At 40.8% G+C, this 26,271-nt stretch carries 27 protein-coding genes; 14 read left to right on the top strand and 13 right to left on the bottom strand.

Annotated features, from left to right (window positions below):
• Nucleotide 1 precedes the first annotated feature (1 nt).
• The gene (rbsC, locus tag ACIQCE_RS06715) at nucleotides 2-955 is read left to right on the top strand and encodes a ribose ABC transporter permease RbsC (protein WP_400494106.1); all 954 of its coding nucleotides are present in this window, start codon (nucleotides 2-4) and stop codon (nucleotides 953-955) included.
• Nucleotides 956-968: 13 nt separating this feature from the next.
• Complete coding sequence (rbsB, locus tag ACIQCE_RS06710; RefSeq protein ID WP_400494104.1) at nucleotides 969-1,886, top strand: ribose ABC transporter substrate-binding protein RbsB; 918 nt, start codon at nucleotides 969-971, stop codon at nucleotides 1,884-1,886.
• A gap of 37 nt (nucleotides 1,887-1,923) precedes the next feature.
• On the opposite strand, the gene ACIQCE_RS06705 is transcribed toward rbsB, so the two are convergent.
• Together ACIQCE_RS06705 and alsR are read right to left on the bottom strand one after the other, a co-directional pair.
• On the bottom strand, nucleotides 1,924-2,541 hold the full coding sequence (locus tag ACIQCE_RS06705; RefSeq protein ID WP_400494103.1) for a flavin reductase family protein: 618 nt from the start codon (nucleotides 2,539-2,541) through the stop codon (nucleotides 1,924-1,926).
• 57 nt (nucleotides 2,542-2,598) lie between these two features.
• Nucleotides 2,599-3,486 (bottom strand): acetoin biosynthesis transcriptional regulator AlsR, encoded by an 888-nt coding sequence (gene alsR / locus ACIQCE_RS06700; protein WP_400494102.1) that lies wholly within the window; start codon nucleotides 3,484-3,486, stop codon nucleotides 2,599-2,601.
• 150 nt (nucleotides 3,487-3,636) lie between these two features.
• On the opposite strand from alsR, the gene alsS reads away from it, so the two are divergent.
• The 5 genes from alsS to chrA all read left to right on the top strand — a co-directional run bounded on the left by alsS (nucleotide 3,637) and on the right by chrA (nucleotide 7,909).
• Nucleotides 3,637-5,337, top strand: a complete 1,701-nt coding sequence (gene alsS, locus ACIQCE_RS06695) for an acetolactate synthase AlsS (RefSeq protein WP_400494101.1) — start codon at nucleotides 3,637-3,639, stop codon at nucleotides 5,335-5,337.
• Between the two features lie 37 nt (nucleotides 5,338-5,374).
• Nucleotides 5,375-6,145 carry an acetolactate decarboxylase gene (gene budA, locus ACIQCE_RS06690; protein ID WP_400494100.1) on the top strand — a complete coding sequence of 257 codons (771 nt, stop codon included), beginning with the start codon at nucleotides 5,375-5,377 and terminating at the stop codon, nucleotides 6,143-6,145.
• Nucleotides 6,146-6,300: 155 nt separating this feature from the next.
• Nucleotides 6,301-6,777, top strand: a complete 477-nt coding sequence (gene chrS, locus ACIQCE_RS06685; protein ID WP_400494099.1) for a chromate efflux transcriptional regulator ChrS — start codon at nucleotides 6,301-6,303, stop codon at nucleotides 6,775-6,777.
• A gap of 35 nt (nucleotides 6,778-6,812) precedes the next feature.
• Nucleotides 6,813-7,376 (top strand): chromate efflux transporter ChrB, encoded by a 564-nt coding sequence (gene chrB, locus ACIQCE_RS06680; protein WP_400494482.1) that lies wholly within the window; start codon nucleotides 6,813-6,815, stop codon nucleotides 7,374-7,376.
• Nucleotides 7,376-7,909 (top strand): chromate efflux transporter ChrA, encoded by a 534-nt coding sequence (gene chrA / locus ACIQCE_RS06675; protein WP_400494481.1) that lies wholly within the window; start codon nucleotides 7,376-7,378, stop codon nucleotides 7,907-7,909. Before chrB ends, chrA begins: the two co-directional genes overlap by 1 nt.
• A gap of 165 nt (nucleotides 7,910-8,074) precedes the next feature.
• Here the strand turns inward: chrA and ACIQCE_RS06670 are convergent, their stop codons facing one another.
• Entirely contained in the window at nucleotides 8,075-9,394 is a 1,320-nt protein-coding gene (locus tag ACIQCE_RS06670) for a UDP-glucose dehydrogenase family protein (protein WP_400494098.1), read from the bottom strand.
• A 116-nt stretch (nucleotides 9,395-9,510) separates the two neighbouring features.
• The gene (locus ACIQCE_RS06665) at nucleotides 9,511-9,654 is read right to left on the bottom strand and encodes a YwzD family small protein (RefSeq protein WP_268372870.1); all 144 of its coding nucleotides are present in this window, start codon (nucleotides 9,652-9,654) and stop codon (nucleotides 9,511-9,513) included.
• Between the two features lie 186 nt (nucleotides 9,655-9,840).
• Here ACIQCE_RS06665 and ACIQCE_RS06660 point away from each other — a divergent pair, with 186 nt between their 5' ends.
• Both ACIQCE_RS06660 and ACIQCE_RS06655 read left to right on the top strand, forming a co-directional pair.
• Nucleotides 9,841-11,448, top strand: a complete 1,608-nt coding sequence (locus ACIQCE_RS06660; protein ID WP_400494096.1) for an SWIM zinc finger family protein — start codon at nucleotides 9,841-9,843, stop codon at nucleotides 11,446-11,448.
• A complete protein-coding gene (locus ACIQCE_RS06655; protein ID WP_400494095.1) occupies nucleotides 11,435-14,212 on the top strand; it encodes a DEAD/DEAH box helicase in 2,778 nt (925 codons plus the stop codon). Before ACIQCE_RS06660 ends, ACIQCE_RS06655 begins: the two co-directional genes overlap by 14 nt.
• A 235-nt stretch (nucleotides 14,213-14,447) precedes the next feature.
• On the opposite strand, the gene ACIQCE_RS06650 is transcribed toward ACIQCE_RS06655, so the two are convergent.
• The gene (locus ACIQCE_RS06650) at nucleotides 14,448-15,314 is read right to left on the bottom strand and encodes a Cof-type HAD-IIB family hydrolase (protein WP_400494480.1); all 867 of its coding nucleotides are present in this window, start codon (nucleotides 15,312-15,314) and stop codon (nucleotides 14,448-14,450) included.
• 398 nt (nucleotides 15,315-15,712) lie between these two features.
• Complete coding sequence (locus ACIQCE_RS06645) at nucleotides 15,713-16,063, bottom strand: hypothetical protein (protein WP_400494093.1); 351 nt, start codon at nucleotides 16,061-16,063, stop codon at nucleotides 15,713-15,715.
• A gap of 101 nt (nucleotides 16,064-16,164) precedes the next feature.
• Between ACIQCE_RS06645 and ACIQCE_RS06640 the strand changes: the two genes are divergently transcribed.
• Nucleotides 16,165-16,575, top strand: coding sequence for a YwpF-like family protein (locus tag ACIQCE_RS06640; RefSeq protein WP_353854370.1), 411 nt, complete (start codon nucleotides 16,165-16,167; stop codon nucleotides 16,573-16,575).
• Between the two features lie 25 nt (nucleotides 16,576-16,600).
• Here ACIQCE_RS06640 and mscL read toward each other — a convergent pair whose 3' ends face one another.
• Complete coding sequence (gene mscL / locus ACIQCE_RS06635; RefSeq protein ID WP_400494092.1) at nucleotides 16,601-16,996, bottom strand: large conductance mechanosensitive channel protein MscL; 396 nt, start codon at nucleotides 16,994-16,996, stop codon at nucleotides 16,601-16,603.
• A gap of 119 nt (nucleotides 16,997-17,115) precedes the next feature.
• Nucleotides 17,116-17,547 (bottom strand): 3-hydroxyacyl-ACP dehydratase FabZ, encoded by a 432-nt coding sequence (gene fabZ, locus ACIQCE_RS06630; RefSeq protein ID WP_353854368.1) that lies wholly within the window; start codon nucleotides 17,545-17,547, stop codon nucleotides 17,116-17,118.
• Between the two features lie 219 nt (nucleotides 17,548-17,766).
• Between fabZ and ACIQCE_RS06625 the strand changes: the two genes are divergently transcribed.
• Nucleotides 17,767-18,822, top strand: coding sequence for a tetratricopeptide repeat protein (locus tag ACIQCE_RS06625; RefSeq protein ID WP_400494091.1), 1,056 nt, complete (start codon nucleotides 17,767-17,769; stop codon nucleotides 18,820-18,822).
• A 19-nt stretch (nucleotides 18,823-18,841) separates the two neighbouring features.
• On the opposite strand, the gene ACIQCE_RS06620 is transcribed toward ACIQCE_RS06625, so the two are convergent.
• From ACIQCE_RS06620 to spoIIID, 4 genes are all read right to left on the bottom strand, one after another.
• Nucleotides 18,842-19,660, bottom strand: a complete 819-nt coding sequence (locus ACIQCE_RS06620) for a flagellar hook-basal body protein (protein ID WP_400494090.1) — start codon at nucleotides 19,658-19,660, stop codon at nucleotides 18,842-18,844.
• 35 nt (nucleotides 19,661-19,695) lie between these two features.
• Nucleotides 19,696-20,535 (bottom strand): flagellar hook-basal body protein, encoded by an 840-nt coding sequence (locus ACIQCE_RS06615; protein ID WP_400494089.1) that lies wholly within the window; start codon nucleotides 20,533-20,535, stop codon nucleotides 19,696-19,698.
• A gap of 133 nt (nucleotides 20,536-20,668) precedes the next feature.
• A complete protein-coding gene (gene mbl / locus ACIQCE_RS06610; RefSeq protein WP_007497573.1) occupies nucleotides 20,669-21,670 on the bottom strand; it encodes a cell shape-determining protein Mbl in 1,002 nt (333 codons plus the stop codon).
• A 185-nt stretch (nucleotides 21,671-21,855) separates the two neighbouring features.
• Nucleotides 21,856-22,134, bottom strand: a complete 279-nt coding sequence (spoIIID, locus tag ACIQCE_RS06605; protein WP_008343327.1) for a sporulation transcriptional regulator SpoIIID — start codon at nucleotides 22,132-22,134, stop codon at nucleotides 21,856-21,858.
• A 347-nt stretch (nucleotides 22,135-22,481) separates the two neighbouring features.
• Between spoIIID and ACIQCE_RS06600 the strand changes: the two genes are divergently transcribed.
• From ACIQCE_RS06600 to ACIQCE_RS06590, 3 genes are all read left to right on the top strand, one after another.
• Nucleotides 22,482-22,895: a MarR family winged helix-turn-helix transcriptional regulator gene (locus tag ACIQCE_RS06600; RefSeq protein ID WP_400494088.1), complete on the top strand. Its 414-nt coding sequence runs from the start codon at nucleotides 22,482-22,484 to the stop codon at nucleotides 22,893-22,895.
• 15 nt (nucleotides 22,896-22,910) lie between these two features.
• Nucleotides 22,911-24,098, top strand: coding sequence for an MFS transporter (locus tag ACIQCE_RS06595; protein ID WP_400494087.1), 1,188 nt, complete (start codon nucleotides 22,911-22,913; stop codon nucleotides 24,096-24,098).
• Nucleotides 24,099-24,211: 113 nt separating this feature from the next.
• A complete protein-coding gene (locus ACIQCE_RS06590) occupies nucleotides 24,212-24,811 on the top strand; it encodes an undecaprenyl-diphosphatase (RefSeq protein WP_400494086.1) in 600 nt (199 codons plus the stop codon).
• Nucleotides 24,812-24,843: 32 nt separating this feature from the next.
• Here ACIQCE_RS06590 and ACIQCE_RS06585 read toward each other — a convergent pair whose 3' ends face one another.
• A complete protein-coding gene (locus ACIQCE_RS06585; protein ID WP_400494085.1) occupies nucleotides 24,844-26,232 on the bottom strand; it encodes an MFS transporter in 1,389 nt (462 codons plus the stop codon).
• Nucleotides 26,233-26,271 lie beyond the last annotated feature (39 nt).

The raw sequence follows: 26,271 nt of genomic DNA, 5'->3' as shown, positions 1-26,271 counted from the left end.
CATGAAACCACTTACTTCAAATGGACGGTTTGACAACATTATGCAAAAACTTGGACCATTCTTAGGGCTCATCTTCCTTGTTGTCATCGTTTCTATCTTAAATCCGTCATTTTTAGAGCCATTAAATATCTTAAACTTACTCAGACAAATCTCCATTAATGCATTGATTGCCTTTGGCATGACCTTTGTCATTTTAACTGGGGGGATTGATTTGTCTGTCGGTGCGATTCTTGCGCTGTCCAGTGCACTGACTGCTGGCTTTATCGTTTCCGGTATGGACCCGATTCTAGCCATTATCATTGGATGTATCATTGGTGCCATCCTTGGAATGATCAACGGTCTTTTCATCACAAAGGGAAAAATGGCCCCATTTATTGCCACACTTGCAACCATGACCATTTTCAGAGGTTTGACGCTTGTTTACACAGATGGAAACCCAATTACAGGACTAGGCTCTAATTATGCTTTTCAGCTATTTGGCCGCGGCTATTTCTTAGGTATCCCTGTTCCAGCTATCACCATGCTTCTCACCTTTATCGTATTATGGACTCTGCTTCATAAAACGCCTTTCGGCAGAAAAACGTATGCCATTGGCGGTAATGAAAAAGCAGCTCTCATCTCAGGTATTAAAGTGCCGCGTGTGAAAATCATGATTTATTCACTGGCAGGTTTCATGTCTGCTCTGGCAGGTGCTATTTTAACATCTCGTTTGAACTCTGCACAGCCGACTGCTGGTACTTCCTACGAGCTTGATGCGATTGCAGCCGTTGTTCTTGGCGGTACAAGCCTATCAGGCGGAAGAGGACGAATAGTCGGCACTCTTATCGGTGTACTCATCATTGGCGTATTAAACAATGGAATGAATTTACTTGGTGTATCATCATTCTATCAATCTGTCGTCAAAGGGATTGTGATCCTGATTGCAGTCCTGCTAGACAGAAAGAAATCTGCTTAAGGAGGTAGCTGCTATGAAAAAATATTTGATTCTCATCATGACTCTCTCGTTGTTCATGCTTTCTGCCTGCTCACTTGAACCACCAGAGTGGGCCAAGTCATCAGAGGGTGGCAAGAAAAAGGATATCAAAATTGGACTGTCGATCTCGACTTTAAATAACCCATTCTTTGTTTCTCTAAAAAACGGGGTGACAAAGGAAGCGAAAAAACTTGGTATTGAAGTGGTCATTGCAGATGCGCAAAATGATTCAGCCAAACAAACAAGTGATGTGGAAGACTTAATTCAGCAAGGTGTCGACGCACTGCTCATTAATCCGGCCGATTCTTCTGCGATATCAACATCTGTCGAATCAGCAAATGCGTCGAATATTCCTGTGATCACATTGGATCGTTCAGCTGAAAGCGGGAAAGTGGAAGCTCTCGTTGCTTCAGATAACGTAAAAGGTGGCGAGATGGCAGCTGACTTTATCATTGACAAGCTTGGAAAAGGGGCTAAGGTTGCTGAATTAGAAGGTGTGCCTGGAGCTTCGGCTACACGTGAGCGCGGGAAAGGCTTCCACCAAAAAGCTGACAAAGACCTTGATGTAATAGCAAAACAAGCTGCTGATTTCGATCGGACAAAAGGATTGAACGTCATGGAAAACCTGCTTCAAGGAAATCCTGACATCCAAGCAGTCTTTGCACACAATGATGAGATGGCACTTGGTGCTTTAGAGGCAATCCAAAGCTCAGGTAAGGACATCCTCGTCGTTGGTTTTGACGGAAACGAAGATGCACTGAATTCAATCAAAGCAGGGAAGCTCTCTGCGACTGTTGCCCAGCAGCCAGAGCTCATTGGAAAACTTGCAGTTGATGCTGCACATGACGTATTAAACGGGAAGAAAGTACAAAAAAACATTGCAGCCCCGCTCAAATTAGTACAAAAGAAGTAAACATGGAACCCCCGATTTCAATTCGGGGGTTTTCACCTTATTCTGGTCTTTTGAGCACAAAAGACTCGCCTAAACGGGCATAATCATTTCCGGCTAAACGCGCGACAGGCTTTAATAACTTCGTTGAAACATATCCTTTCTCCACATCGTACACGGCTTTATCTACATGTGCACAAACGACCCGGCCAATGATATGGTCAACCGTGATGTCACCTTCATCATTTTGAAAGGTCATGTGCTTTTCTAGCTTACATTCAAAACGAATGCGCGCTTCCTTGATACCTGGAACTGCCACAGCAGTGCTTTTTACTTGGTGAAGACGGGTTTGATTCAACTCACTCTCTCCCTGTGGTAATGTAGCGGCGGTCTCGTTAATATCCTGAATGATGTCTTCATCACTGACATGGACCACAAACTCTTCCCTGTCTGTGATATGCTGCGCTGTATCTTTCATCTGCCCATTTCGTCGTCCAATAGAAACGGCTATGAGAGGTGGATTGGCACTGATGACATTAAAGAAACTAAATGGTGCGGCATTTACCACATGTTCTTTTGAAAGACTAGTGATAAAAGCAATTGGTCTCGGAACAATGGAACCAGATAATAATTGATAAGCCTCTTTTTGTGACAGCTCATCCATTTGCAAAGTAATCATCTCAAACGCCTCCTCTTGATCTATCGTCATCATAACACATTCATTCCTTTATGAAGGCTACTCCGCCTCTACCCGATTCAGAATGTGATGGACAAGGTGGAATAAAGCAGGATTATGATTTTCACGTCTATATGAAATCGTCCACTCTGCAAGTAGCTGCTCATGTTCAATAGACCGATAGACGACATCAAGGTTGAATAAGCGACGAGCCGATTTTGGAATAATAGCAATGCCGATACCTGCTGTGACAAGCCCAATGACCATTTGATATTCCTCTGCTTCCTGTACAATATTAGGATAGAATCCGTACTTTTCACAGAGCAAGACAAAATGTTGATAAAGAGACGGCCATGCCTCCTTCGATAAAGAAATAATTGGTTCATTTCGAATGTCTTCTATAGTCACTGCTTCCTTTTCAGCCAGTGGGTGATTTTTTGGAATCGCAAAAATACACTCACTTTGCTTCACCTTCCGGCTGACAAGCTCATCATGGGGAGCGGTTGGATGTAAGAACCCAATGTCAATCTCACCATTCAAAAGCTCACGTAGCTGCTGCAGAACCGAAAGCTGCTTCAGCTCAATGCTGACAGAGGGATACATCTCCCTGAATTCACGAACGACTGGGGGTAAAATATCATAGGTCGCTGTCCCAACAAAACCAATAATGATTTTCCCAAGCTCTCCTCTTGCTGTATGACGCGCATGGTCAACAGCTTTATCGAGCTGATGCAACACCCCTCGAATCTCATTTAAAAATACCTTTCCAGCAGCGGTTAACTCCACCACTCGCTTAGACCGATGAAACAAAGGAAATCCCAATTCTTCCTCAAAATGCTTAATTTGCTGACTAAGTGGAGGCTGTGTCATATTCAACCGTGCGGCCGCTCTGCCGAAATGCAGCTCCTCTGCAACGGTGACAAAGTATTGCAAATGTCTCAGTTCCATCCTTTCACTCCTCTAACACTTATTCGTAAAACATATTAAAACCACGTTAAACATATATTGGAAAATTTATTTTATGAAATGTATAGTAAATCATATCATGAAAATATATTTTCATAAAAAATTTTACTTGCCGAAAGGAGTGCGGGATACATGAATTGTCAAACACAACCCCTAACAAAACGAGGAGCAGAGTTGATTGTCGATACGCTGATTGCTCAAGGTGTCACCCATGTTTTTGCCATTCCAGGTGCAAAAATTGATGCTGTATTTGATGCATTGAAAGATCGAGGTCCAGAGCTTGTATTATGCAGACATGAACAAAATGCAGCCTTTATGGCAGCTGCTGTCGGTCGTTTAACTGGCAAACCAGGCGTTTGTCTCGTCACATCAGGTCCGGGTGCGTCCAATTTAGCAACAGGCCTTTTAACAGCCAATACAGAAGGTGATCCTGTTGTAGCAATCGCCGGAAACGTCATCCGTGCGGATCGGCTGAAACGAACACACCAATCACTCGACAATGCGGCATTATTCAAACCAGTGACAAAATATAGTGTTGAAGTACAAGATGTAAAAAATATACCAGAAGCGTTAACAAATGCTTTTCGTGCGGCACAAAGAGGTCAAGCTGGAGCAGCATTTATCAGCTTTCCGCAAGATGTCGTGACAGAACATACCACACAAACACCTGTGTCTGCTCACCCTTCTCCAGAACTAGGTCCTGCACCGGATGCACTCATTAGTTCGGCAATCGCCAAAATCCAAAATGCACACTTACCTGTTGCCATTGTAGGGATGAAAGCTAGTCGTCCTGCTGCTGCAAAAGCAACAAGAAAATTATTGAAAACACTTGGTATCCCATTTGTAGAAACGTACCAAGGAGCTGGTGTTCTCTCAAGAGAGCTTGAACATCAATACGTTGGCAGAATCGGTTTATTCCGTAATCAACCGGGAGACCTTCTGATCGAACAAGCAGATGTGATATTAACTATCGGCTTTGATCCAATAGAATATGATCCAAAGCATTGGAATATAAAGCCACAGCAGCGCCAAGTCATTCATGTGGATGACATTCCAGCCGATATCGATCATTTCTATGAACCAGCTCTTGAACTTATAGGTGATATATCAGCCACGGTTGAACATCTAGCACATGACAGCGTTCCACTCTCACTATGCGAAGATAAACAAGAGTTACTGGCTGAATTGCAGCAGCTATTAACTGAAATAGAAAAAACACCAGAAAGAGAAAGTCAACTGTCTCATCCACTTGATGTCATTCATACGCTAAGACGTCTGATTACTGATGACACGAAGGTGACCTGTGATATCGGATCACACGCCATTTGGATGTCACGTCACTTCCGTACCTATGAGCCGAATACATTATTGATCAGTAACGGTATGCAAACACTGGGCGTTGCGTTACCTTGGGCAATTGCTGCCTCTATATTAAATCCTGACGAAACCATTATTTCTGTCTCAGGTGATGGCGGCTTTCTCTTCTCTGCTATGGAATTAGAAACAGCCGTCCGAATGAAAACAAACCTTGTCCATCTCGTTTGGAATGACAGCACATACAATATGGTCGCATTTCAGCAGGAAATGAAATATGACCGTACGTCCTGTATCGAATTCGGACAGATCGACTTAGTGAAGTATGCAGAAAGCTTTGGAGCAACAGGGTTACGAGTCAACTCACCTGAAGAGCTTTCAACTGTGCTTCAAAAGGGTATAGAAATAGAAGGACCCGTCATCATCGATATTCCGATTGACTATCAAGACAACTCAGACCTCGCCAGTCAAAAATGGCCAGAAGTCTTTCGTGAAAAACGAACATTGAAAGTAAGATAAGCCTTCCATAATATGTACGTCAAAGGAGTGAGAAGATATGGATATTATGCACCCAATGAATCAGCATAAAGAAGCAAGACAACAAGACAAAAAACAAGAGGTCTATCAAGTCTCGACTATGACCTCTTTGCTGGAAGCTGTATATGATGGTGATTTCTCACTATCTCATATTCCTGAACACGGTGATTTCGGCATTGGTACATTTAATCAATTAGACGGAGAGCTGATCGGTTTCGACGGAGCATTTTATAGACTTCGTTCTGATGGGACTGCAACACCAGTAACAGATCAAGATTATTCACCATTCTGCTCTCTAGCATTCTTTGAAACAGATATCGTTCATCGCATTGACACACCCATGAATTCCAAAGAATTAGAGGAGGAAATAGATCGCATTTTACCAAGTAAAAATGTTTTCTATGCGATCCGCATTGATGGGGCTTTCAAAAAGGTTCAAACTCGTACTGTTGAAAAACAGGAAAAACCTTATGTCCCTATGGTGGAAGCGGTCAAATCACAGCCGATTTTCGATTTCGAGGATATTCTAGGAACGATCGCAGGCTTTCGTACACCACAATACGCCCATGGAATTGCAGTGAGTGGATACCATTTACATTTTATTGATGATGATAGACGTGTCGGCGGGCACGTGTTTGATTACTCCGTCGATCAAGTCACCATCCGAATTTCACAAAAGAGGCATATGAATTTACATCTGCCAAACACAAAGGATTTTTTACAAGCAAACATTGATCGTGCTGATCTTGCACAGCAAATTGCCAGTGCTGAAAGCAACCCAAACCAATAAGATGAAGAGCACCCCAGCGCAAACTGGGGTGCTTTTTTATGCAATTAGAATATTAGACTTCTTTTATAATTTCATTTCGTCGTCAATATTAAAATAGTTACTTCTAATCGTAAGTAAATATGATAAAATACCAACAGAAGAAAGGTGGGAATATTGTGTCAAATGAATATACCATTCCGAACTTGACATTAGATGAAAGAGATAAGCAAATTTTATCCATTTTACATGAAGACGGGCGCATTTCATATACAGATCTCGGTAAAAAAGTAGGGCTATCACGTGTTGCTGTCCAAGCCAGAATACAGCAGCTCATCGACACAGGAGTCATTGAAACATTTACCGCTGTGATTAATCCTGCAAAGGTTGGGATTCATGTGTCGGTCTTTTTCAATGTGGAAGTTGAGCCGAAATGTTTAGAAACTGTTGCCCTGCAGCTTGAACAGGAAACAGCCGTCACAAGCCTTTATCATATGACTGGACCAAGCAAACTGCATATGCATGGCATTTTTCAAAATGAACAGGAAATGGAAACGTTCCTCACAAAGAAGTTGTATCCGCTTGAAGGCGTTGTCAGTGTAGATTGCCAGATGCTTATTAAACGATATAAAAGCCGAATGGGCATGAAATTATAGAAAGGGAGTTGAACAACTTGAATTCATATATAGAAATGATGATCGCCATGGTACGAACAGGTATTCTCGGCTTTGGCGGAGGACCTTCTGTGATTCCCCTCATCCGCCATGAAGCTGTGATGAAATATCAGTGGATCAGTGATGACGAATTCGGAGAAACACTCGCCATTGCCAATGCACTTCCCGGACCGATCGCGACCAAGATGTCTGCTTACCTTGGATATAAATTAAAGGGTGTTTCAGGTGCTATCGTCGCAACAGTAGCCCATATTTTACCGACATGTCTAGCTATGGTTGCACTCGTTACACTTGTCAGCATCTTAAGTTCTGCACCTATTATTCAAAACATGATTGGTGCAGTGACACCAGTCATTGCCGTTCTTTTAGGCATCATGGCATATGAATTTGGTCAAAAAACATTAAAAGGGTTTGGCATGGTATTCGGGGTCGCACTGTTTCTTGTTGCGTTTATCGGTCTTCACGTGCTGACCATTCACCCAGGGATTATCGTCATCATCTTTTTATTCTATGGTGCATTTCATTTGAACCTAAAGAATCGCTGGAAAAAGAGAAGAGAAAAGAAAGGAGTCTCTTCATGATGCTGATTCTCTTTTTATTCTGGGCATTCTTCTTATCAAATCTACTGGGATACGGGGGAGGACCTGCGTCAATTCCCTTGAATTACGAAGAGATCGTAAGTCATTTTCATTGGATGACAAATGAAGGATTCTCTAATATGCTGGCTTTGGCCAATGCGCTGCCAGGGCCTATTGCCACTAAAATTGCGGCATATGTGGGCTATGATGTCATGGGCTGGCCAGGGTTTATTGTGGCGCTGCTTGCCACCGTGTTCCCCTCCGCAGCAGGCTTCATTTTATTGCTTAAGCTCATTGACCACTTTCGTCAATCTCCTGTCGTCAAAGGGATGACATTATCCGTACAGCCTGTTATTGCCATGATGATGCTATTATTAACATGGGAAATTGCCGGCGATGCTGTGAAAGCAATCGGCTGGAACCAATCACTTGCCATTGCTGCGATCTCATTTTTCTTTATATCAAAGCTCAAAATGCACCCTGCCTTTCTCATTGTCGCCGCCTTTTTATATGGAGGATTGATCCTTCCGCATTAAAAAAGCCGATATATGACAAAGGGCTAAAATGGTTTTTATTTTTGCTCTTTGTCCTCTTTATTAGCGTGAATCGAAAACCCTTGAAGACTAGGAAGACCCGAGCAATTTATGCGGAGTGAATAAGACCTTCGTGAGCACCGATACTCGAGATCTGACAACGATTTTTTACATATAAACAGGTAAAATAGGTCGTCTTCCAATTGAATGATATTCGATACCTGCCTTTTCTGCCTCTTCAAGCGTATGACAGTTTCGTCCGTCAAAAATGATCGGCTGCTTCATCAATTCTCTGTATTTCTTTAACGAATATGACTGAATTTCTGCCCATTCCGTTAAAATACAAACCGCATCGGCGTCCTTAATCGCTGCTTCTAGAGTTTGGGCAAAGCTGACACCATCAGGCAGTTTGCGCGCTGCCTGATGCATAGCCACAGGGTCATAGGCAACAAGCTCCGCACCTAATTGGTGCAATTCATGAGCAATCGGAATAGACGGCGCTTCTCTCAAATCATCTGTATTGGGCTTAAAGGACAGCCCAAGAAGTGCGATTCGTTTCCCTTCTAGTTGCGATCCAAGCCGCTCTTGTATGTTGCGGATGAAACAAGTTCGCTGCTCATTGTTTACCTTAATCACGGCTTTTAATAGCTCGAAATCATGAGAGACATTCCCTGCAATTTGGACGAGTGCATTTGTATCCTTCGGAAAACATGAACCTCCATATCCAATTCCTGCTCTGAGAAATGAAGAACCAATGCGCTGATCGAGCCCCATCCCCTTTGCCACCAACTCGACATCAGCACCCGTTTTTCGACAAATCGATGCAATTTCATTGATAAAGCTGATTTTCGTCGCAAGAAAAGCATTTGATGCATATTTGATCATTTCTGCACTTTTACGGTCTGTTTTCACAAATGGAAGATGAAAATCAGCATACATTTCCTCTAGTCGGTCGACTACCTCCTTTGTTTCTGCCCCAATCACAAGACGGTCCGCTCTCAATGTATCTGAAATGGCTGAACCTTCTCTTAAAAATTCTGGATTAGAAGCCACATATAACCGCTCATTCCGCCCAAGTTCTTGATGAACATAACGATCAATCTGATCACAAGTTCCAACAGGCACCGTACTTTTCACAACGAGAACAGCTCCCGGTTTCGCTTCATTCCCCATTTCCTTTGCTACCTGAAACACAAATTGCAAATCGGCTTGACCATCCGCCTGCTGCGGTGTGCCAACTGCAATCATTAACACATCAGCCTGTCGGTAGGCTTCCTCTCCATTTACCTGAAAACGAATTCTTCCTTGCCCCATATTCCGTCTGAGTAGCTGGTTTAAACCTGGCTCATACACCGGTGAATTTCCCCGCTTGAGCTGCTGAATCTTGCGCCTATCAATATCAATACACGTCACCTCATGACCTGCCTCCGCTAAACACACCCCTGTGACAAGTCCAACATATCCACAGCCGGCAATAGCAATGTTCATGACACCATCAGCTCCCAATACTCCTTATTCTTGTAATGTCAGCGTATGCCAGGAACGGTCTTTACATTCATTAAAAGCATACAAAAACCCCCTGCTGTACATAGCAGGAGGCAACTTTATGAAACAAGACCATTTCGGATATGAGTAATCAAATTTTCAAGCATTTCTTTTGTTGTGACATCATTTGAATTTTCACCAATATCATGAGCGTACATCAAAATCTTTAAAAACTCTTCTTGATTTAAACCCTTATTATCCATGTCTATATCCTTTCGATTCCACTAATTTCATTATTATATGCTGTATAGTTGGTTTTTGCAATACCCTAATACATCATTCGACAGCTTTTGAAATTTATGACCATTTTCATGAAAAACTTTTTTATCAATCACCATTGAGCTATAATAAAAGAATTGGAATCTTTTACTTGGTTAGGAGCGGATCAAATGCTTCAGCACAACATCAACGAAGAAGAAATCAAACAAACAGCCGAACAGATCAAAGAACTTCTTCCTACAACAGATGAAAACAAACAACTCATCAAAAAAGCTTTGATTACTTATAGACAGGACAGCGTGTATCGTCTCAAGCAAGAGTCTGATACCGAATGGTCAGCTTATGTACATGATGTCGTGGCAGCAAAGGTTAATCTGCAACTATTGCTACCAATCATCAGTAGATGCACTTGTCCTGCTGATGGACTTTGTAAACACATTCTCGCTGTCTTCTTTTCGCTATACGCTCAAGTAGAGAGTGTGACCGGCTTTACAGAAAATTGGTCAGAAAAGGATGAGTTACAGCGTAGTAAAGAACTTATTCGACAGCACTTCCAAGTGAAGCGCCCAGACGAACAATCACTTCAAAGCTGGCTGACTTTTTTCCAAGAGGAATTTAACCTCTGGCTGAAACGGACACCGAAGCATCAGCAGACACCACAACATTTGTATTACGGTTATTTATCAATCCTGAAAAAACACGCACCTACTTCACCTGAATTCAAAAGTTTGTATGCGATTCATATGTCAATTGATGTGTGGTTAAGGTTACATGAGCTTATAGCATTTGGTCGACTCGATGCTGAAAAAGATTTTTACTCCATGAATCCATATATAGAACAGCTTATGAACACCATTTTTGATTCAGTTGATCATTTAAAAACATATGCACTTTCCTTTTCTCTCGATCCTTTTCTTGAAAACACGCCAACTGCCGTTCGGACACTTCTTCAAATCAATGGACCTTTCCAGCATGAACGAGTGGCGGTGTTTATGGAAATTTGGGGAACCATATTAAATAGAGGAAAATGGGTTAAAAAAGAAACCGAATTACTGAAGAACGCTCAAAAGCAAGTACAAACGGTAGAACGCGCTATCGGGCTTATGCATATGGATTACTTGTTGAAAGAAGATGAACATCTCTTTCAGCATTTACGTCTACTCAATGCAAATATGCTGCCAAATGTACTGAATTGGCTGAAGGATCTCACAAACCGCAAAGACTGGAAACGACTCAATATCTGGTACAATGAAATCTTTTACTTAATAGAAGAGTACTGTGACCTGAATCTTTCCTACAGAGAGCTACGAGGTGCAGTCAGTGATTTCTTCTTTTATTTAGATGCGTATTACAAGCAGACAAAGGATGCTCACTTATATGAACACTATTGCCAAATCTGCATGCCTTACGCCTTCACGGAGTATAGCCAGCTTTTATATGCACAGGAGCGATATGCAGAATGGATTGAAATTCACAGCCTTGTAGGTTTTTCCATCAGCGAACTGGAAAAGGAACTGATCAAACAGATTGCAAAAGAAGAACCAGAAGCCTTGATCCCATCATATCACCGTGAGATTTCACTGCTTCTTGATCAGAAGAATCGCAGTGCCTATCGAGAGTCTGTAAAGATGTTAAAAAAACTACGTACGCTCTATCATAAAACGAAAAAAACCGCAATTTGGGAAAGATATATAAAGCAGCTACAAAGTGCAACAAAACGGCTGCGTGCATTCCAAGAGGAAATGAAGAAAGGAAAATTGATTGATGACACGCCATAAACAAATTGTCATTCATGCAGAACAAACAGAAGATTTCTCTTTCACCATTTCGGCGCAAACAGAGGACGGACACCCTGTACCGCTAAACGAAATGAAAAGGCAGCTTTTCCAATGGCATGAATCATCTTTTTACGGAACTTTTTTAGAAGATGTAAGTTTTATTGGGACACCTGCCTTCCTGTTAAGCCCTTGGATGACCGTTGAATTGTTAGGAAAAAATTCATTTAATACCTTTAGTCATGTGACGTTAACAGATGAAACCGAGCCGCTTATGAAAACAGCCTCTACCATTTATGAATTCATTGAGGATGAAGATTTTGTTCCTGATTATCAAGCATGGACAGAAGGTGTACTTCGATTTAAAGATAAAGAAGGCTTATTAGATGGATATACAGCCGATTGGTTCTCCTATGCTGTACAGGACTACATTCAATATGATGATGCCTTGCAGCATAAATGGAACCGAATGACTGCACAATCACCTGCCCTTTCATCCTTCCAAGGACATTTTTTAGATGAGCAGGACTTCTTGGAGACGATTGGCTGGATCGAGGATGAGACACCTTTCACTGTCGGTCTGCGCTTAAATGAGCCAGAATATGACGGTGATGATTGGAAAATTGAAATGTTTTTGCGCGATAAAAAGAAGAACGATCTTCACTTTTTTGAAGGCTCAAGTTCTTTAAAGAGATCATGGCGTCCCTATCAAGATAAAATCACGAGAGAGCTTGAACGATTCAGTCAAATTGTGCCTTGGCTTTCTTTTACATCTGGCACAACACTGATGACAGAAGAAGAAGCGTGGCTCTTCTTATCTGAAGCAAGCGAAACACTAGTGAATATGGGAATTGAGATCCTACTTCCGTCATGGTGGCAAATCGTGAAGGAAAGTACGATGATGCTAAAAGCAAGAATTTCCTCTACACCAAGAGGCGATTCGCACGTCGGAATGGATGCCTTAATGGATTTCAATTGGCGTTTTGCTACAAATGGTATTGAGCTCACTGAAGATGAATTCAACGAGCTTGTACAAAGTAAACGCCGCCTCGTCAACATTCGGGGACAATGGATTAAAATCGATCCGACTTTCATCCAGCAAATGAAAAAATGGATGGAACGTGCCGAAAACGAAGGGCTGCATATGTCCGACATATTGGCACGTGAGCTGGCAAATCAAGAGGCATCATCAGCAGCAATGCCAGAGCTTTTGGACAGCTCGGCATTTGCCCATATCCAATTTGAACTTTCTTCTCAATTAAGAAGACTTGTCCATCAGTTAAATGATACACACGAGCTCCCTTCCTACGAAATGAGCGAGGCATTTAAAGGCACACTGCGTCCGTATCAGCAGCAAGGCGTGAATTGGCTTTTATTTTTAAGATCTCATGGATTCGGGGCATGTCTAGCAGATGATATGGGACTTGGTAAAACCATTCAAATGATTGCTTATTTCACCTATTTGAAAGAACATCAGCAAAATGCCTACCCATCTCTCATCATTGCACCTACATCTGTCTTAGGAAACTGGCAAAGAGAGCTTGAAACGTTTGCACCGGATTTACGTGTAGCGTTGCATTATGGCCCATCACGACCACAAGGTGAGAACTTTACAAAGGCATATGAGTCAACAGATATTGTACTGACATCCTACGGACTGTCACACTCTGACCGTGATGAACTGGCTTCTGCTCAGTGGAGTACCATTTGTTTAGACGAAGCGCAAAATATCAAGAATGCACATACAAAACAATCCAGGGCCATTAGACAATTAAAAGGACAACACCACATTGCACTCAGCGGTACACCGATGGAGAACCGATTGACGGAGCTTTGGTCCATTTTTGACTTCATCAACAAAGGCTACCTTGGCAGCCTAACAAGTTTCCATAAAAAGTTCGTCCTTCCGATTGAAAAGGATCGTGAAGAAAAAAGAATTGAACAGCTACAACAACTGATTAAGCCATTCTTATTAAGACGAACAAAACAAGATGAAGAGGTAGCCCTCAATCTACCTGAGAAACTAGAAGAGAAAGAATTCATCCCGTTATCTGCTGAACAGGCTTCTTTATATGAACAATTGGTAAAAGATACATTTGAACATATGGCATCCCTGACAGGCATGCAGCGTAAAGCAATCATTCTCAGTATGCTTGGCAGATTAAAGCAAATTTGTGACCATCCTGCCCTTTATTTAAAGGAAAATGGAACAGATGTAAAGCTGCTCCAACGTTCATTAAAAATGGATAAATTAGCGGAGCTGTTAAAAGCAATTCATGAACAGGAAGAAAGCTGTCTTATCTTCACACAATATATAGAAATGGGCAACATGATCAGACGGCTAGCCGAAAAAATGTTTGGAGAGCCTGTTCAATTTTTAAACGGAAGCTTATCAAAACATGACCGGGATCGAATGGTGGAACGCTTCCAAAACAAAGAATTTAAAATCTTAATTCTTTCCTTAAAAGCAGGAGGAACCGGACTTAACTTAACCGCTGCTAACCATGTCATTCATTACGATAGATGGTGGAACCCTGCTGTGGAAAATCAGGCGACAGACCGAGCCTATCGTATTGGACAAAAACGATTTGTTCATGTCCATAAGATGATCACAACTGGCACCATTGAGGAAAAAATAGATCAAATGCTCGAAACAAAACAAACTTTAAATGACCAAATTATCCAAAGCGAAAGCTGGATTACAGAGCTATCGACGAATGAACTAGAAGATTTATTCACATTAAGTACTTCAGCACAATCATCCTAATATAAGAGGGCTTTTCTCATGACGACGAAAAGTCCTCTTTTGATCATTTCATATAGAAGCATTTTCACGTTTATAAAAGTATATAAAAAGGGAATCCTCTCTTATTTATCCCATTATCATCGTTTAAAACCGTCACAATCATTTCAGTACCTGTTATGAAAATGAAATTGATTTAGCCCGAATTACTCTTACGTAGAAGACGCTTCATTCTATATAATTTTTCAAATACATACGTTCAGTCTATATTTAAAAGTTGACGAATCATATGAGCAACGCCATTCTCATCATTTGTTAAAGTCATCTGATCAGCCATTTCTTTGATATCTTTCCTCGCATTCCCCATGGCGACACCTACACCAGCTACTTGAAGCATTGAACGGTCATTTAAACTATCACCTATAGCTGCTGTATTGCTTAAAGGAATGCCTAGTCGCTCTGCTAACCTTGTCAATGCCTGCCCTTTGGACGCATCCTTTGAACCAATCTCAAAGTTATAATCTGCTGAACTGACCAGCGTTACATTTGGATCTTGTCTAAACATCTCCCATCCGGCCTTCAGTCGGTCTTGAAGGAAGGAGAAACCTAGGATGTTATAAAATAAAAGCTCCTGACCCTCACGAAACAAATCTTCATATGTATCAATATAAGCAAAACCTGACTGGCTGTATTGCACTTCTGCTGCTTGTTTTAAGACCGTCATATCTGTTTTGGGATTTGCACTTTTTAAGCGGTCCATTTCTATTGCAAGCAACTCTCTGCCATGATTCGGTGTGAAAATCGCCTCGTTCGTAAATACTTCATAGTAATAGTCACGTTCCTCAAGCCATGATAAAATCTGTTTGGCTTTCTCTTCTTGTAAAGAGGCTGAATAATACACTTGTCCTGATGGATCATGAATAACGGCTCCATTCGCACTAATGACCCATGTATTCATACCAAGCTGATCAAAGATGGACTTCACATCAAAATACGCTCTTCCTGTTGATACCACAACTTCAATTCCGCTCGCTACTGCTTCCTTTAATGCCTGTTCGTTTTCTGGACTCACTTTGTGTTCACTATTCAATAAAGTTCCGTCTAAATCCGTCGCGATTAATTGAATGCTTGCCATGGTTCTCTCCTTTTTTCTCCATTTTTAGCTGAAAATCCGTTTATAAAATCAATCATCATTATGTAATGAGCATCCCTAATTTGCAAGAGATGATCGGTTTAGCATGGTAAAAAGGGTATCCGGTCACCAGAAATGACCGGATACAATTACGAGGATTGGCAGGGGAAACATGACATGACATTGAAGCATTTGGTTCTATTACGCAGTGTGTAACAGGCAAAGTCTATCAGCCTTAGCTAGAGGGGGGCTGCTGACCGCTAGAACCTTACCTTTTTATCTCAAAATCTCGCCTCCTTTCCTTTCAACTAGCACCTAGTCTACTCGGAAACAAAATATAAGACAAAACGCTAAAATGGTATCTTCCATCTTTAACATCTTCTATTTACCATTTAATTATTGGTTTTTACTGCCTGAGCATAAAACATTATCTTCTTTTGCTTCAAGAAATACTTATTTTTAATCAATTGATAAAAAACATCTGAATGAATCCACTTACTAGAAGGCATATAAATATAATCCGAGCCATCCCATGCAAACCAATAAAAGTCAAGCTCCCCATCATCTATGGACAAATGGAATTCTAAGCAGTCCATCTGATCTTGCGTTACATCATGAAATATCAAAGACTGACCTTCTTCCATATACACATCACAAAACGAATCTTCCCATGAGTACACACGCATATTGCTTTTCGCCTTATCTTGGTCAAAATGTATTTCTCGAAGTTTATAGGATTCCATAAAACATCTCCTTTCACTTTATGGGCAGCGGTTTCATTTATACAGAAGTTGTATGCTATAATGATACTTACGAATAACGAACGCTTGTGAGGTGATAAATATTGAAAACCTTTAGGCTCATTGACTTAAAAATCGAACTTGATCCAAAGCAGGATAAAATGTCCAGTATACCCCTTAGCGACGGTTTAATCATTAATAAAGAAGACGGTGAAAATCACTGGATGATCGAGGCACTCATCCCAAAGAAACATAGACAGGTGTTTGAAGTGCTCTTTCAGCAGCACACAGAAGTGAAGATTCTCGTGACGATTACAAAAGAAAATAACCGACCTGTTCACCTATCTGTCAAAGTCAAAAACATCGTTGCCTTGGAAGAACACATTTCGGTCTTACTCGACGGTAAAATGATTACAAATCGTTACAGAACAGAAACCGAAGAAGTATTAAAAGACCTCGTCAAAGAGGGGCTCTCAGGAGAAAAACTGCTGGATGCTTTTAAACAAAACACGTAAAAAAGAGCGGATAGCCGCTCTTTTTCTATTGCATATCTTTTGATTGGCTCTGATTTTTCAATAAATCTCTAATTTCAGTTAACAGAATTTCTGTTTGATCTGGTGTTTCCACTATCTCTTCTTCCTGTACCTTTTTCCGTTTGAGTTTATGTAGATAACGAATAAAGATAAAAATGGAAAACGAGATAATGAGGAAATCAATCACTGTTTGAATAAAGTTACCATACAAAATTTGAGCAGAACCGACCTTGATCGATAAACGACTAAAATCATGCCCTCCAATGATTATGCCAACAAACGGCATGATCAGATCATTCACAAGAGAAGTGACAATTTTGCCAAATGCTCCCCCAATGATGACACCTACAGCCAAGTCAAAGACGTTCCCCTTGACTGCAAACTCTCTAAATTCTTTCAGCATCTGTATCACCCTCATTTTTTATTTCATGTGATGTTGTTTATCAGAAAAGCAAGTTCTTATCCAAGCTGAACAATTCCACATAAAAACGGCTCATGCAAGATGAACCGCCGTACATATCACTATACTTTAGGACCGATAGAAAATGTGAGTTCCGCTTCACAAGCGATCTCACCATCGACTGTCGCTACTGCTTTTCCTTTTCCAATAGGACCGCGGAGTCGCGTAATTTCGACCTCTAAGCGAAGCTGGTCGCCAGGCTTGACCTGTCTTTTGAATCGGCAGCCGTCAATACCAGCAAACAAACCAATTTTCCCCTTGTTTTCTTCTTTGCTTAGCATAATGACCGCACCAACCTGTGCCAGTGCTTCAACAATCAACACGCCCGGCATGACAGGATATCCTGGGAAATGACCATTAAAAAACTCTTCATTTGCTGTTACATTTTTAAGACCAACCGCTCTTTTCTCATCTTCAACCTCTAAAATACGGTCGACCAATAAAAATGGATAACGGTGTGGAATAATTTCTTTAATTTGCTGAGCATCAAGCATATCTTGATCTCTCCTTCTTTTATATATCGCTAATCATCAATTGATTCCTCTAGAAGTATATTATGAATGCTGTCATTTTTCAATGTCTGACCTCATCATATGGTAAAAGTTGACATAAATCATTACCTATTGTCTTCAAATATAATCCACTCTACTCTCATTGTTTTTTCACAAATATGGTAATATATATTACAACAATGATTGAATAAGAGGGTAAAAATGAATTTTATAAGCGATAAATCCATTAAAAAACTTCTCCATTCCTGGTATACAATGCTAAAGCATCGACATTTTTCAAAGGCTGAAGAAATCAAAGCCACTTTATCAAAATATAAACGAAAATTAGCAAAGAAACAGGAACTATATTTACATTATCAACTCATGCTATTCCGTCATCAACTCTGGATGAACCAGATAGAAGACTTAGAGAAACTCAAACATCAGCTGCTGCTTCACAAAGATCAAATGAACGAAGAATTACAATATTACTTTTACTTTTTTCTCGGATTATACGAATCTGTAAAAAGTGATCAAAACAGTGCAATTCATTATATTGAAATGGCAGAAAAGAGACTTCCTGCACTTAACGATGAACTCGAGGAAGCGGAATTCCACTTTCGCACAAGCGGTATTTATTATAACAACCGCTATTCATTGTTATCGATTCGTCATATTCAAAAAGCAATGGACATCTTTTCCAAATACGGGGATATCCATAGTATCTATCGATGTAAAATTGTGCTCGCACTTAATTTTAGTGACCAGAAAAAATATGAAGAAGCGGAAGCGATTTTTATTGATATTATCGAATACGTCAAGATGATCAATGACCAAGAACTGCTTGGCATCGTTTATTATGACGCTGGTTTTATTAAATCAAGACAAAACCGGCATAAGGAAGCACTTGAATACTTTAAAAAGGCGCTTCGCCTCCCAGCATACCGGAAATCAACTCATTCATATGTATCGTGCTTATATGAAACTGTGCGATCCTGTTTTAAAGAAAATTTAACAGAGGAAGGAAAGAAGTATCTCCAAAAGGGGCTAAACGAAGCGATTGCCTCTCAGTTTGATATATTAAGAATGAAGTTCCAAATTTTATCTCTTCTCTACAGCCAAACACCAAAGGCAGACGAACAAATTGCAACGCTCGTCACAAGCCTTGAAAGAAAAGAAGCCTGGATTGATCTTGAGGATTTGCTTGCAGACGTCTCAGATTATTATAAAAAAAAGGGCGACTTTGAGCGAGCCGCCTTTTTTATCATGAGAGGCTGACACAAGCCTGCCTTCTCTATTATCTCATTTGATTAATCAATCCTAGCATCTGATCGCCCATTGTAATGGTTCTTGCGTTCATCTGATAAGATCTTTGTGTCGTCATTAAGTCTGTTAATTCTTTAGACATATCAACATTCGACGTTTCAAGTGCACCTTGCTGAAGCTGGATGGTTTGGCGATTCGCACCATTTAGTGCTGTTAACGCACCTTGATAGTTGCCGTCTACTGAGAATAAATTATCTCCTTCAGAGATCAGAGCTGAAGAATTATTCACTTGAACAACACCAAGATTCACCTGCTGATTCGGTTGATTGTTTCTTGAAATGGCGGTTAGTCTTCCGTTCTTATCAATTGAAATATCACGGAAATTCGCATTCAAGACAATGGCTTTTCCGTTTTCATCAAGAATCGGATAGCCCTCACTTGTGACTAGCTGGACCTGATTAGGATTTGTACCAGGCTGCAAATAAAGAGAACCATCTCTTGTATAGCGAATATTACCGCCTGCATTGACCTGTAAATATTGTGATGGTGCCCCAAACGCAACATCGAGATCTCGACCTGTCTCTTTGATGGAACCTTGTAATGAGTTGATTGAGGCATTCACCATGGTTCCTGTGCCAAGCCTAAGTCCAGCAGGTGTCAGTCGGCTTTTTGTCACCTGTTCATTCTTTTCATCTACCTGGTTAAATTGCTGTCTGACAAGCTCTGAGAAGCGGGTATTTTTCGAACGATACCCTGTTGTTTCACTGTTGGCAATGTTATTGCTGATAATATCAAGCTGCTTTTGCACCTCATTCATTGACACTGCTGCATTGATCATCGTTCTTAGCATGCGAATCCTCCCTTCCTTTTTATTTTCTCTATTTATTAGTAAACTCTTCCAATTTCATTGACTGCTTTTTCTAAGCTTTTATCATACGCTTGAACAACTTTTTGATTCGTCTCAAACGATCTATAGGCCGTTGTCATTTCTGTATATGATTTGGTGACATCTACGTTCGACAGCTCTGATACCCCTTGACTTAACGTATAGGACATTTGACCGTTATTTACTGCACTTGGAAGGGGCTGGTTATTAGCCGTGCGGTACAAATCATTTCCTTCACGTGCAAGATTTCTTGTATCCATGGCTACTCGTACATCTATTTGTCCGAGATTTCGCCCATTTTCACTCACTATTCCATCCGCATTTACTTTGAAATTCTCACTTTGAACAGTAATCGGCTGACCAGTCACTGAAAGAAGTGCACGTCCATTAATGGTGAGCTGCTTTTGTTCATTTAATGTGAATGAGCTGCTTTTCGTATATCGAACACCATTTTGTGTATTGACTGCATAAAACAGAGCCGCTTTTTTGTTGGTCTCCGGATTCATTGGCACATTATTTTCTACTAATGCGACATCGGTTGTTTGATCAGTCGTTTTTAATGTCCCTTGTGTAAATTGCGGGATGAGTTCTTGCATATATGTCCCTGTATTGATTCCACCAATCGGCGTTTGCTGCGGGATACTAAAGCTTTTGCCTGAAGATGTTTGAAAACGTCCAGATTCCATTCGGCTTAGCAGCATTTCTGGAAATGCTCGCATTGCCCCTTCATCCGCTTTATACCCCGGTGTATTCGCATTTGCGATATTATTTGAAAGCATTTCTGTCCGTCGCTCCTGAGCGATCATTGCAGATGTTGCTGTATAGAGTCCTTTTAACACGTGCGCTCACCTCATTATGTTCTCTCATGACGTCAAACAATCTGTACACAATCTTCTACGATCTATATCGGCATATTTTAAAGTTCTTTAATCAAAATCCCCCATTCTTTCTAAAAAAGAATGAGGGATTTCATTAACTGAGTTTGCGCTTTGGCAACTTATCCATATTATCAAGCATCACACCTGTACCAACTGCCACACAGTCCATTGGGTTTTCTGCAACGAAAACCGGTACTTTCAGTTCTTCTGCAAGCAATTGATCAAGCCCGTTTAGAAGTGCTCCGCCACCTGTAATGATGACGCCACGATCAATAATATCAGCTGATAATTCAGGCGGTGTTCTCTCAAGAACTTGCTTAGCTGCCTGAACAATAGCAGATACAGATTCACGTAATGCTTCTTCTACTTCTTTGCTTGTAACGGTAATCGTTCTAGGTAATCCTGTCACCATGTCTCTGCCACGAATAGAGATCTCTTCGTGACGTGCGTCTGGGAATACCGTTGCAACTTGGATCTTAATATCCTCTGCTGTACGCTCACCGATCAACAGCTTGTACTCTTTTTTAATGTAGTTGAGAATTTCCAAATCAAATTTGTCTCCAGCCATTTTAATAGAAGAGGCGGTCACAATGTCACCCATAGAGATGACAGCGATATCTGTCGTTCCGCCTCCAATATCTACGACCATGTTTCCACTTGGCTGAAAAATGTCCATACCTGCACCAATTGCAGCTACTTTTGGCTCTTCTTCAAGAAATACATGCTTCCCGCCGCTTTTTTCAGCAGCTTCTTTGATCGCCTTCTGCTCAACAGATGTAATGTTTGTTGGGCAGCAGATGAGCATACGCGGCTTAGAGAATAACCCTTTGACATTTAATTTGTTAATAAAATGTTTGAGCATTGCTTCCGTTACTTCAAAATCAGCAATCACGCCATCTTTTAATGGACGAATCGCAACAATATTCCCAGGCGTACGTCCAACCATACGTCTAGCCTCTTCTCCAACAGCCAGTACTTTCCCGCTGTTTTTGTCAAGCGCTACAACAGATGGTTCATTTAACACAATTCCTTTTCCCTTGACATGAATCAGTACATTTGCAGTACCAAGATCAATTCCAATATCCCTAGCAAACATCTATATATATCCTCCTTGAAAAATCTGTTTCCATAGCAAATACCACATTCTGCCCTAATTATATATTCTATCATAATTTGCTGAAAAAAAGATATTTCTTTACAAAAGTCTTTACAAAATTTGTGGTTAGAAACTACCGATATGAGGAAGATATATATATCATGTTTATGAACAAAGAACTAAGCTTACTGTTTAACAGGCTCACCTTCTAAAATTTCTTCTTTTTTATACTTTAACTTGGTGGCTTCTCCCCCTCGAAGGTGTCGGATTGATTTATGATAATCCAGTATCTCCTTAACCTCATTAGCCAGATCTGGATTAATTTCTGGCAGCCTTTCTGTTAGATCCTTGTGTACAGTACTTTTAGAGACTCCAAATTCTTTCGCAATCACACGAACGGTTTTCTTTGTCTCCACGATATACTTGCCTATCTTGATTGTTCGCTCTTTGATGTAATCGTGCACACCACTCGACCTCCCTAAAATGGATGTGAGAAGTGTGAAATGAGATCCGTATAAAGACTATGCATTTTCAGCGGCACTTGTTCATCTTAATTTAACATCCATTAGGTAGTAAATGCCAAACACGACCCCTCACCTCAAACACTCTCTTTGTCAGGTTTGTAACAGTGTATTAGCATTGCATAGGGATTATGCTAAAAATGAAGATGGGACAAGGGATTTATCAGAAAATGCGAAACAGAAAATCATTTCGAGCACCGTACATTTTCACTTTACAAGGGTGTGAGTAACACGTAAAATAGGAAAGGTCATTTTATTTACCTAGCTAACTATTTAATAAAGGTGAGCATATGGATACGTTAAACAGAGAGTGTTTACATCAAATACATCAGAGCGCACGCCTGCTTTCTAAAAAGGCAAACGAGGCGCTCGCTGCTTATGACTTGTACATGTCCCAATGGACTGTGCTTTTTTGTTTGGACACATTTGGTCCTAAAACGCAAAAAGACATTTGGACGTATTTAAATGTCGAAGCTCCTACTATTACCCGAACTGTTACCCGATTAGAAGCAAACGGCTGGGTGGAACGTGTACAAGGAAAAGACAAACGAGAAAATCTCATCGTGATGACGGATAATGCGAAGGCAAAATTTGAAGAAATCAAACTTACGATGGAACGATTTGAAGAAGAATGTCTTTCAGACTTTACCTATGAAGAGAAACTACTACTCCATACACTTTTACACAAATTATCAACTGAATAGGGAGTGACATATTTCATGAACGAACGCATTTGGACGAGAGACTTTATCATGATTGTCCTGGTGAATTTATTTACCTTCACCTCTTTTTATGCCCTTTTGACATTGTTGCCCATTTACACAATGAATGAATTAAATGGAACAGAATCACAAGGCGGTCTGCTTGTAACTGTGTTTTTATTATCTGCTATTGTGACAAGGCCATTTTCCGGGGCCATTATTGAGAAATTCGGCAAAAAACGAATGGCGATTTTCTCTTCCACGGCTTTTGCCTTACTAACATATCTTTACATTCCGACTGATCATTTTCAATCGCTTCTTATGCTACGTTTTGTACAGGGGATCTTTTTCAGCATTTTGACCACAGTAGCCAGTGCTATCGCTGCAGATATGATTCCAAAAAATAAACGCGGAGAAGGATTGGGATACTTTGTGATGTCCATGAACCTAGCAGTCGTCATCGGTCCGTTTATCGCACTGAATCAAGTAGGGAAAGTAGGTTTCCATTCATTATTCCTTCTGTTTTCCATCATCGTGACCATCGGAGCAGCTTTTACAATGATGATTAGACAGCCAGAACCTGAAACAGGCGGAAGTGTCATATTCCGATTCACGTTTTCACACCTATTTGAAAAAGGTGCACTAAAAACAGCGACAGTCGGCATTATTATTTCATTCTGTTATTCGCCTATTATTTCATTTATTTCAGTCTATGCAAACTCTCTTCATCTCATGGATGCGAGCAGTTATTTCTTCATTGTGTTTGCAGCAGCTATGCTTGGATCACGCCCATTTACAGGTAAGCTTTTTGACAGAGTAGGACCAAATATTGTGATCTACCCGTCTATTGCTCTTTTTGCCGTTGGCTTGTGTATGCTGACAGCCATACACTCAGCGACAATGCTTCTTTTATCAGGCGCTGTGATCGGCCTTGGCTATGGTTCTTTAGTTCCATGTCTGCAAACACTTGCGATTCAACACTCTCCAGCCCACCGCACAGGCTATGCAACGGCTACATTCTTTACACTTTATGATACTGGTATTGCTGCTGGCTCATTTGTATTCGGCATCCTTGTCAGCTTTACAGACTTTTCCAACGTTTATCTTGTTGCAGGTATCTTTGTATTGCTGAGCATGGCTGTTTTTTATTGGAGTGAACGAAAACCTCAAGAGGCAAAAGCCAAAAAGGTTTCAGTCTCAAAATAGGATACTGTTTTAAACTTCACTTGAAACATGCTAAAATATAGGATATTTCAATTAAAACGTACAGACTCGTTTAAAAAAAATAGATGGCATTAAGTGAAAGTATAGGTGATGTTTTGAATTACGAATTGTTTAAAGTCATACACGGGATGGCTCATCATTCTAAGTTTTTAGATCAGACCATGATTTTTATTACGAAAAAAGCCATTTTAGTATATGTCCTTTTATTACTGATTTGCTGGTTTTTAGGTAATCATAATTTTAAAAAGCACGTCTTTTTCTCTGGTGTAACAGGCATCATGGCGCTCATTGTCAATTTTGCCATTACACTGTTTTATTATGTAGAGCGACCGTTTGTTGCACATAAAGTCGATATACTCATTCCACACTCGGCAGACGCTTCCTTCCCAAGTGACCATACAACAGGCGCTCTGGCTCTTTCATTAGCCATTAGGTCCCGTAATAAAAAGATTGGCAACCTCTTGCTCATCTTTGGTTTACTAACAGGTTTCTCACGTATCTGGGTCGGTCACCATTATCCATTTGATGTCTTAGCCAGCTTTATCGTGTCAATTGTGGTTGTCTTTATGATGAATAAATTAAGGAAATTCTTCGACTCTCCAATTGATCGCATCGTGACATTCTATGAGACAATTGTCGGGAAAGTATTCAGAAGGAAGCAAAAAAATCAAAGCTCTGGCCTTTCAAACTCCTAAGCGACTTGTGATAAAGTGATGAAGATTCTGCTCTATCCTGTCGCTTTTTTTATTGCTTTTCTCCCTTTCACCATATTTGAGAAATACAGACTCACCCCAATGCCGATGAGAGAAATGATGATCAATGTCCAGCCTAAACGCTCAAAGTGGGCTCTGGCAATCTCGTGACCAAACAGCATCCCAAGAATAGCTGATGAAAGAATGGAACCAAGATAACGACATGTTTGAAAAAGCCCAGAAGACGTGCCAACCATTTGCTGAGGGCTTGCTTTGAGCATCGCGGCTTGAAGCGCCACATTGCCAATGCCGTAACTAAAGCCAAACAAAGCAAGGATCACTCCTTTCCCCCATAATGGCGCAAGAATAAAAAAGAAAGTCATTGCAAAAGCCCCTGCCAACATCAAAACAGTGCTTGCTAAAATCGGTTGACGTTCATCACTGCGATCAACCCACTTACCTGTCAGCGGTGACACAATGATACTCACCCCTGACATGCACAGCATAAAAAGACCCGTCATCTCGACCCGCCAGCCCAATTCATCCTGAAAATAACTCGGTAGACCAAAAAAGAGACAATAAAAGAAAATATTTAAAATTATAAATTGTACATATACGAGTGAAAGCCGCTTCTCCTCTCGAAACATTCGAATTTGAATAAACGGATGATCCACTTGACATTCCCACCATATAAAAGCACCGGCACTTAATAGGCAGAGTACTCCCTGTGCATACTCAATGCCATCAACTAGTGACAATAAGAAAGAAAGTAACAGCACAATACAAGATGTAAAAAGGAGCATTCCTGTTAAATCAAGCTTTCTCACTACATCTCCTATTCGAAGCCCTCTTTTTTTCTGCTCCTTAGGAAACAAGTACATCCCAAGGGCAAAGCTGATGATGATAAAAGGCAGATTCACTAAAAAAATAGCGGGCCAGCCGCCAATTGTTATGAGAAATCCGCCAAGCGTCGGACCAAGCGCTGTCATTGCAGAAGCAAAGATCGACAACACCGCCATTGCAGACGCCTGTCTTACCTTAATATGATCACGAATTAATCCAACACCAGATGGATAGATGGCACTGCTGCCAATCGCCTGTAAAAGACGAATCACAATCAGTACCGCAAATGTCGGAGCAAACGGTGCACTAACTGCAGAGATGGCAACAAGAGCTAATCCAGATAAAAATAATGTTCTTCGGCTCATCACATCATCCCCAATTCGTCCGCTCACCGGCTGCGTGACAGCGCTGGCTAAATAGAATGTCGAAATGAGCCAAGAAACTGTCGTAAACGACAAACCAAACTCGTGCTGAATTTGATGTAGGGCCAAAGAAATCATCGAGGAATTCAACGGGTTTAGCATCGTACCAAATGCGATAGCGGTTAAAAAGATTTTACGGTTGTCTCTTGATACGTTCAATACACCGGCTCCTTCCTTACAATTGACTTCATCTTCGCC

It is taken from the genome of Bacillus sp. NPDC093026 (assembly GCF_044754665.1).
Taxonomy (GTDB): Bacteria; Bacillota; Bacilli; order Bacillales; family Bacillaceae; genus Bacillus; species Bacillus maqinnsis.
The sequence above is the reverse complement of the archived record's forward strand: the minus strand, read 5'-3'. Positions and strand labels throughout refer to the sequence as shown.

Bases quoted from the DNA above. Each gene is read 5' to 3' on its own strand.
- rbsC (WP_400494106.1), top strand. From the start codon at position 2: ATGAAACCACTTACTTCAAATGGACGGTTTGACAACATTATGCAAAAA.
- rbsB (WP_400494104.1), top strand. From the start codon at position 969: ATGAAAAAATATTTGATTCTCATCATGACTCTCTCGTTGTTCATGCTT.
- ACIQCE_RS06705 (WP_400494103.1), bottom strand. From the start codon at position 2,541: ATGATTACTTTGCAAATGGATGAGCTGTCACAAAAAGAGGCTTATCAA.
- alsR (WP_400494102.1), bottom strand. From the start codon at position 3,486: ATGGAACTGAGACATTTGCAATACTTTGTCACCGTTGCAGAGGAGCTG.
- alsS (WP_400494101.1), top strand. From the start codon at position 3,637: ATGAATTGTCAAACACAACCCCTAACAAAACGAGGAGCAGAGTTGATT.
- budA (WP_400494100.1), top strand. From the start codon at position 5,375: ATGGATATTATGCACCCAATGAATCAGCATAAAGAAGCAAGACAACAA.
- chrB (WP_400494482.1), top strand. From the start codon at position 6,813: ATGATGATCGCCATGGTACGAACAGGTATTCTCGGCTTTGGCGGAGGA.
- chrA (WP_400494481.1), top strand. From the start codon at position 7,376: ATGCTGATTCTCTTTTTATTCTGGGCATTCTTCTTATCAAATCTACTG.
- ACIQCE_RS06670 (WP_400494098.1), bottom strand. From the start codon at position 9,394: ATGAACATTGCTATTGCCGGCTGTGGATATGTTGGACTTGTCACAGGG.
- ACIQCE_RS06665 (WP_268372870.1), bottom strand. From the start codon at position 9,654: ATGGATAATAAGGGTTTAAATCAAGAAGAGTTTTTAAAGATTTTGATG.
- ACIQCE_RS06660 (WP_400494096.1), top strand. From the start codon at position 9,841: ATGCTTCAGCACAACATCAACGAAGAAGAAATCAAACAAACAGCCGAA.
- ACIQCE_RS06655 (WP_400494095.1), top strand. From the start codon at position 11,435: ATGACACGCCATAAACAAATTGTCATTCATGCAGAACAAACAGAAGAT.
- ACIQCE_RS06645 (WP_400494093.1), bottom strand. From the start codon at position 16,063: ATGGAATCCTATAAACTTCGAGAAATACATTTTGACCAAGATAAGGCG.
- mscL (WP_400494092.1), bottom strand. From the start codon at position 16,996: ATGCTGAAAGAATTTAGAGAGTTTGCAGTCAAGGGGAACGTCTTTGAC.
- fabZ (WP_353854368.1), bottom strand. From the start codon at position 17,547: ATGCTTGATGCTCAGCAAATTAAAGAAATTATTCCACACCGTTATCCA.
- ACIQCE_RS06625 (WP_400494091.1), top strand. From the start codon at position 17,767: ATGAATTTTATAAGCGATAAATCCATTAAAAAACTTCTCCATTCCTGG.
- ACIQCE_RS06620 (WP_400494090.1), bottom strand. From the start codon at position 19,660: ATGCTAAGAACGATGATCAATGCAGCAGTGTCAATGAATGAGGTGCAA.
- mbl (WP_007497573.1), bottom strand. From the start codon at position 21,670: ATGTTTGCTAGGGATATTGGAATTGATCTTGGTACTGCAAATGTACTG.
- ACIQCE_RS06600 (WP_400494088.1), top strand. From the start codon at position 22,482: ATGGATACGTTAAACAGAGAGTGTTTACATCAAATACATCAGAGCGCA.
- ACIQCE_RS06595 (WP_400494087.1), top strand. From the start codon at position 22,911: ATGAACGAACGCATTTGGACGAGAGACTTTATCATGATTGTCCTGGTG.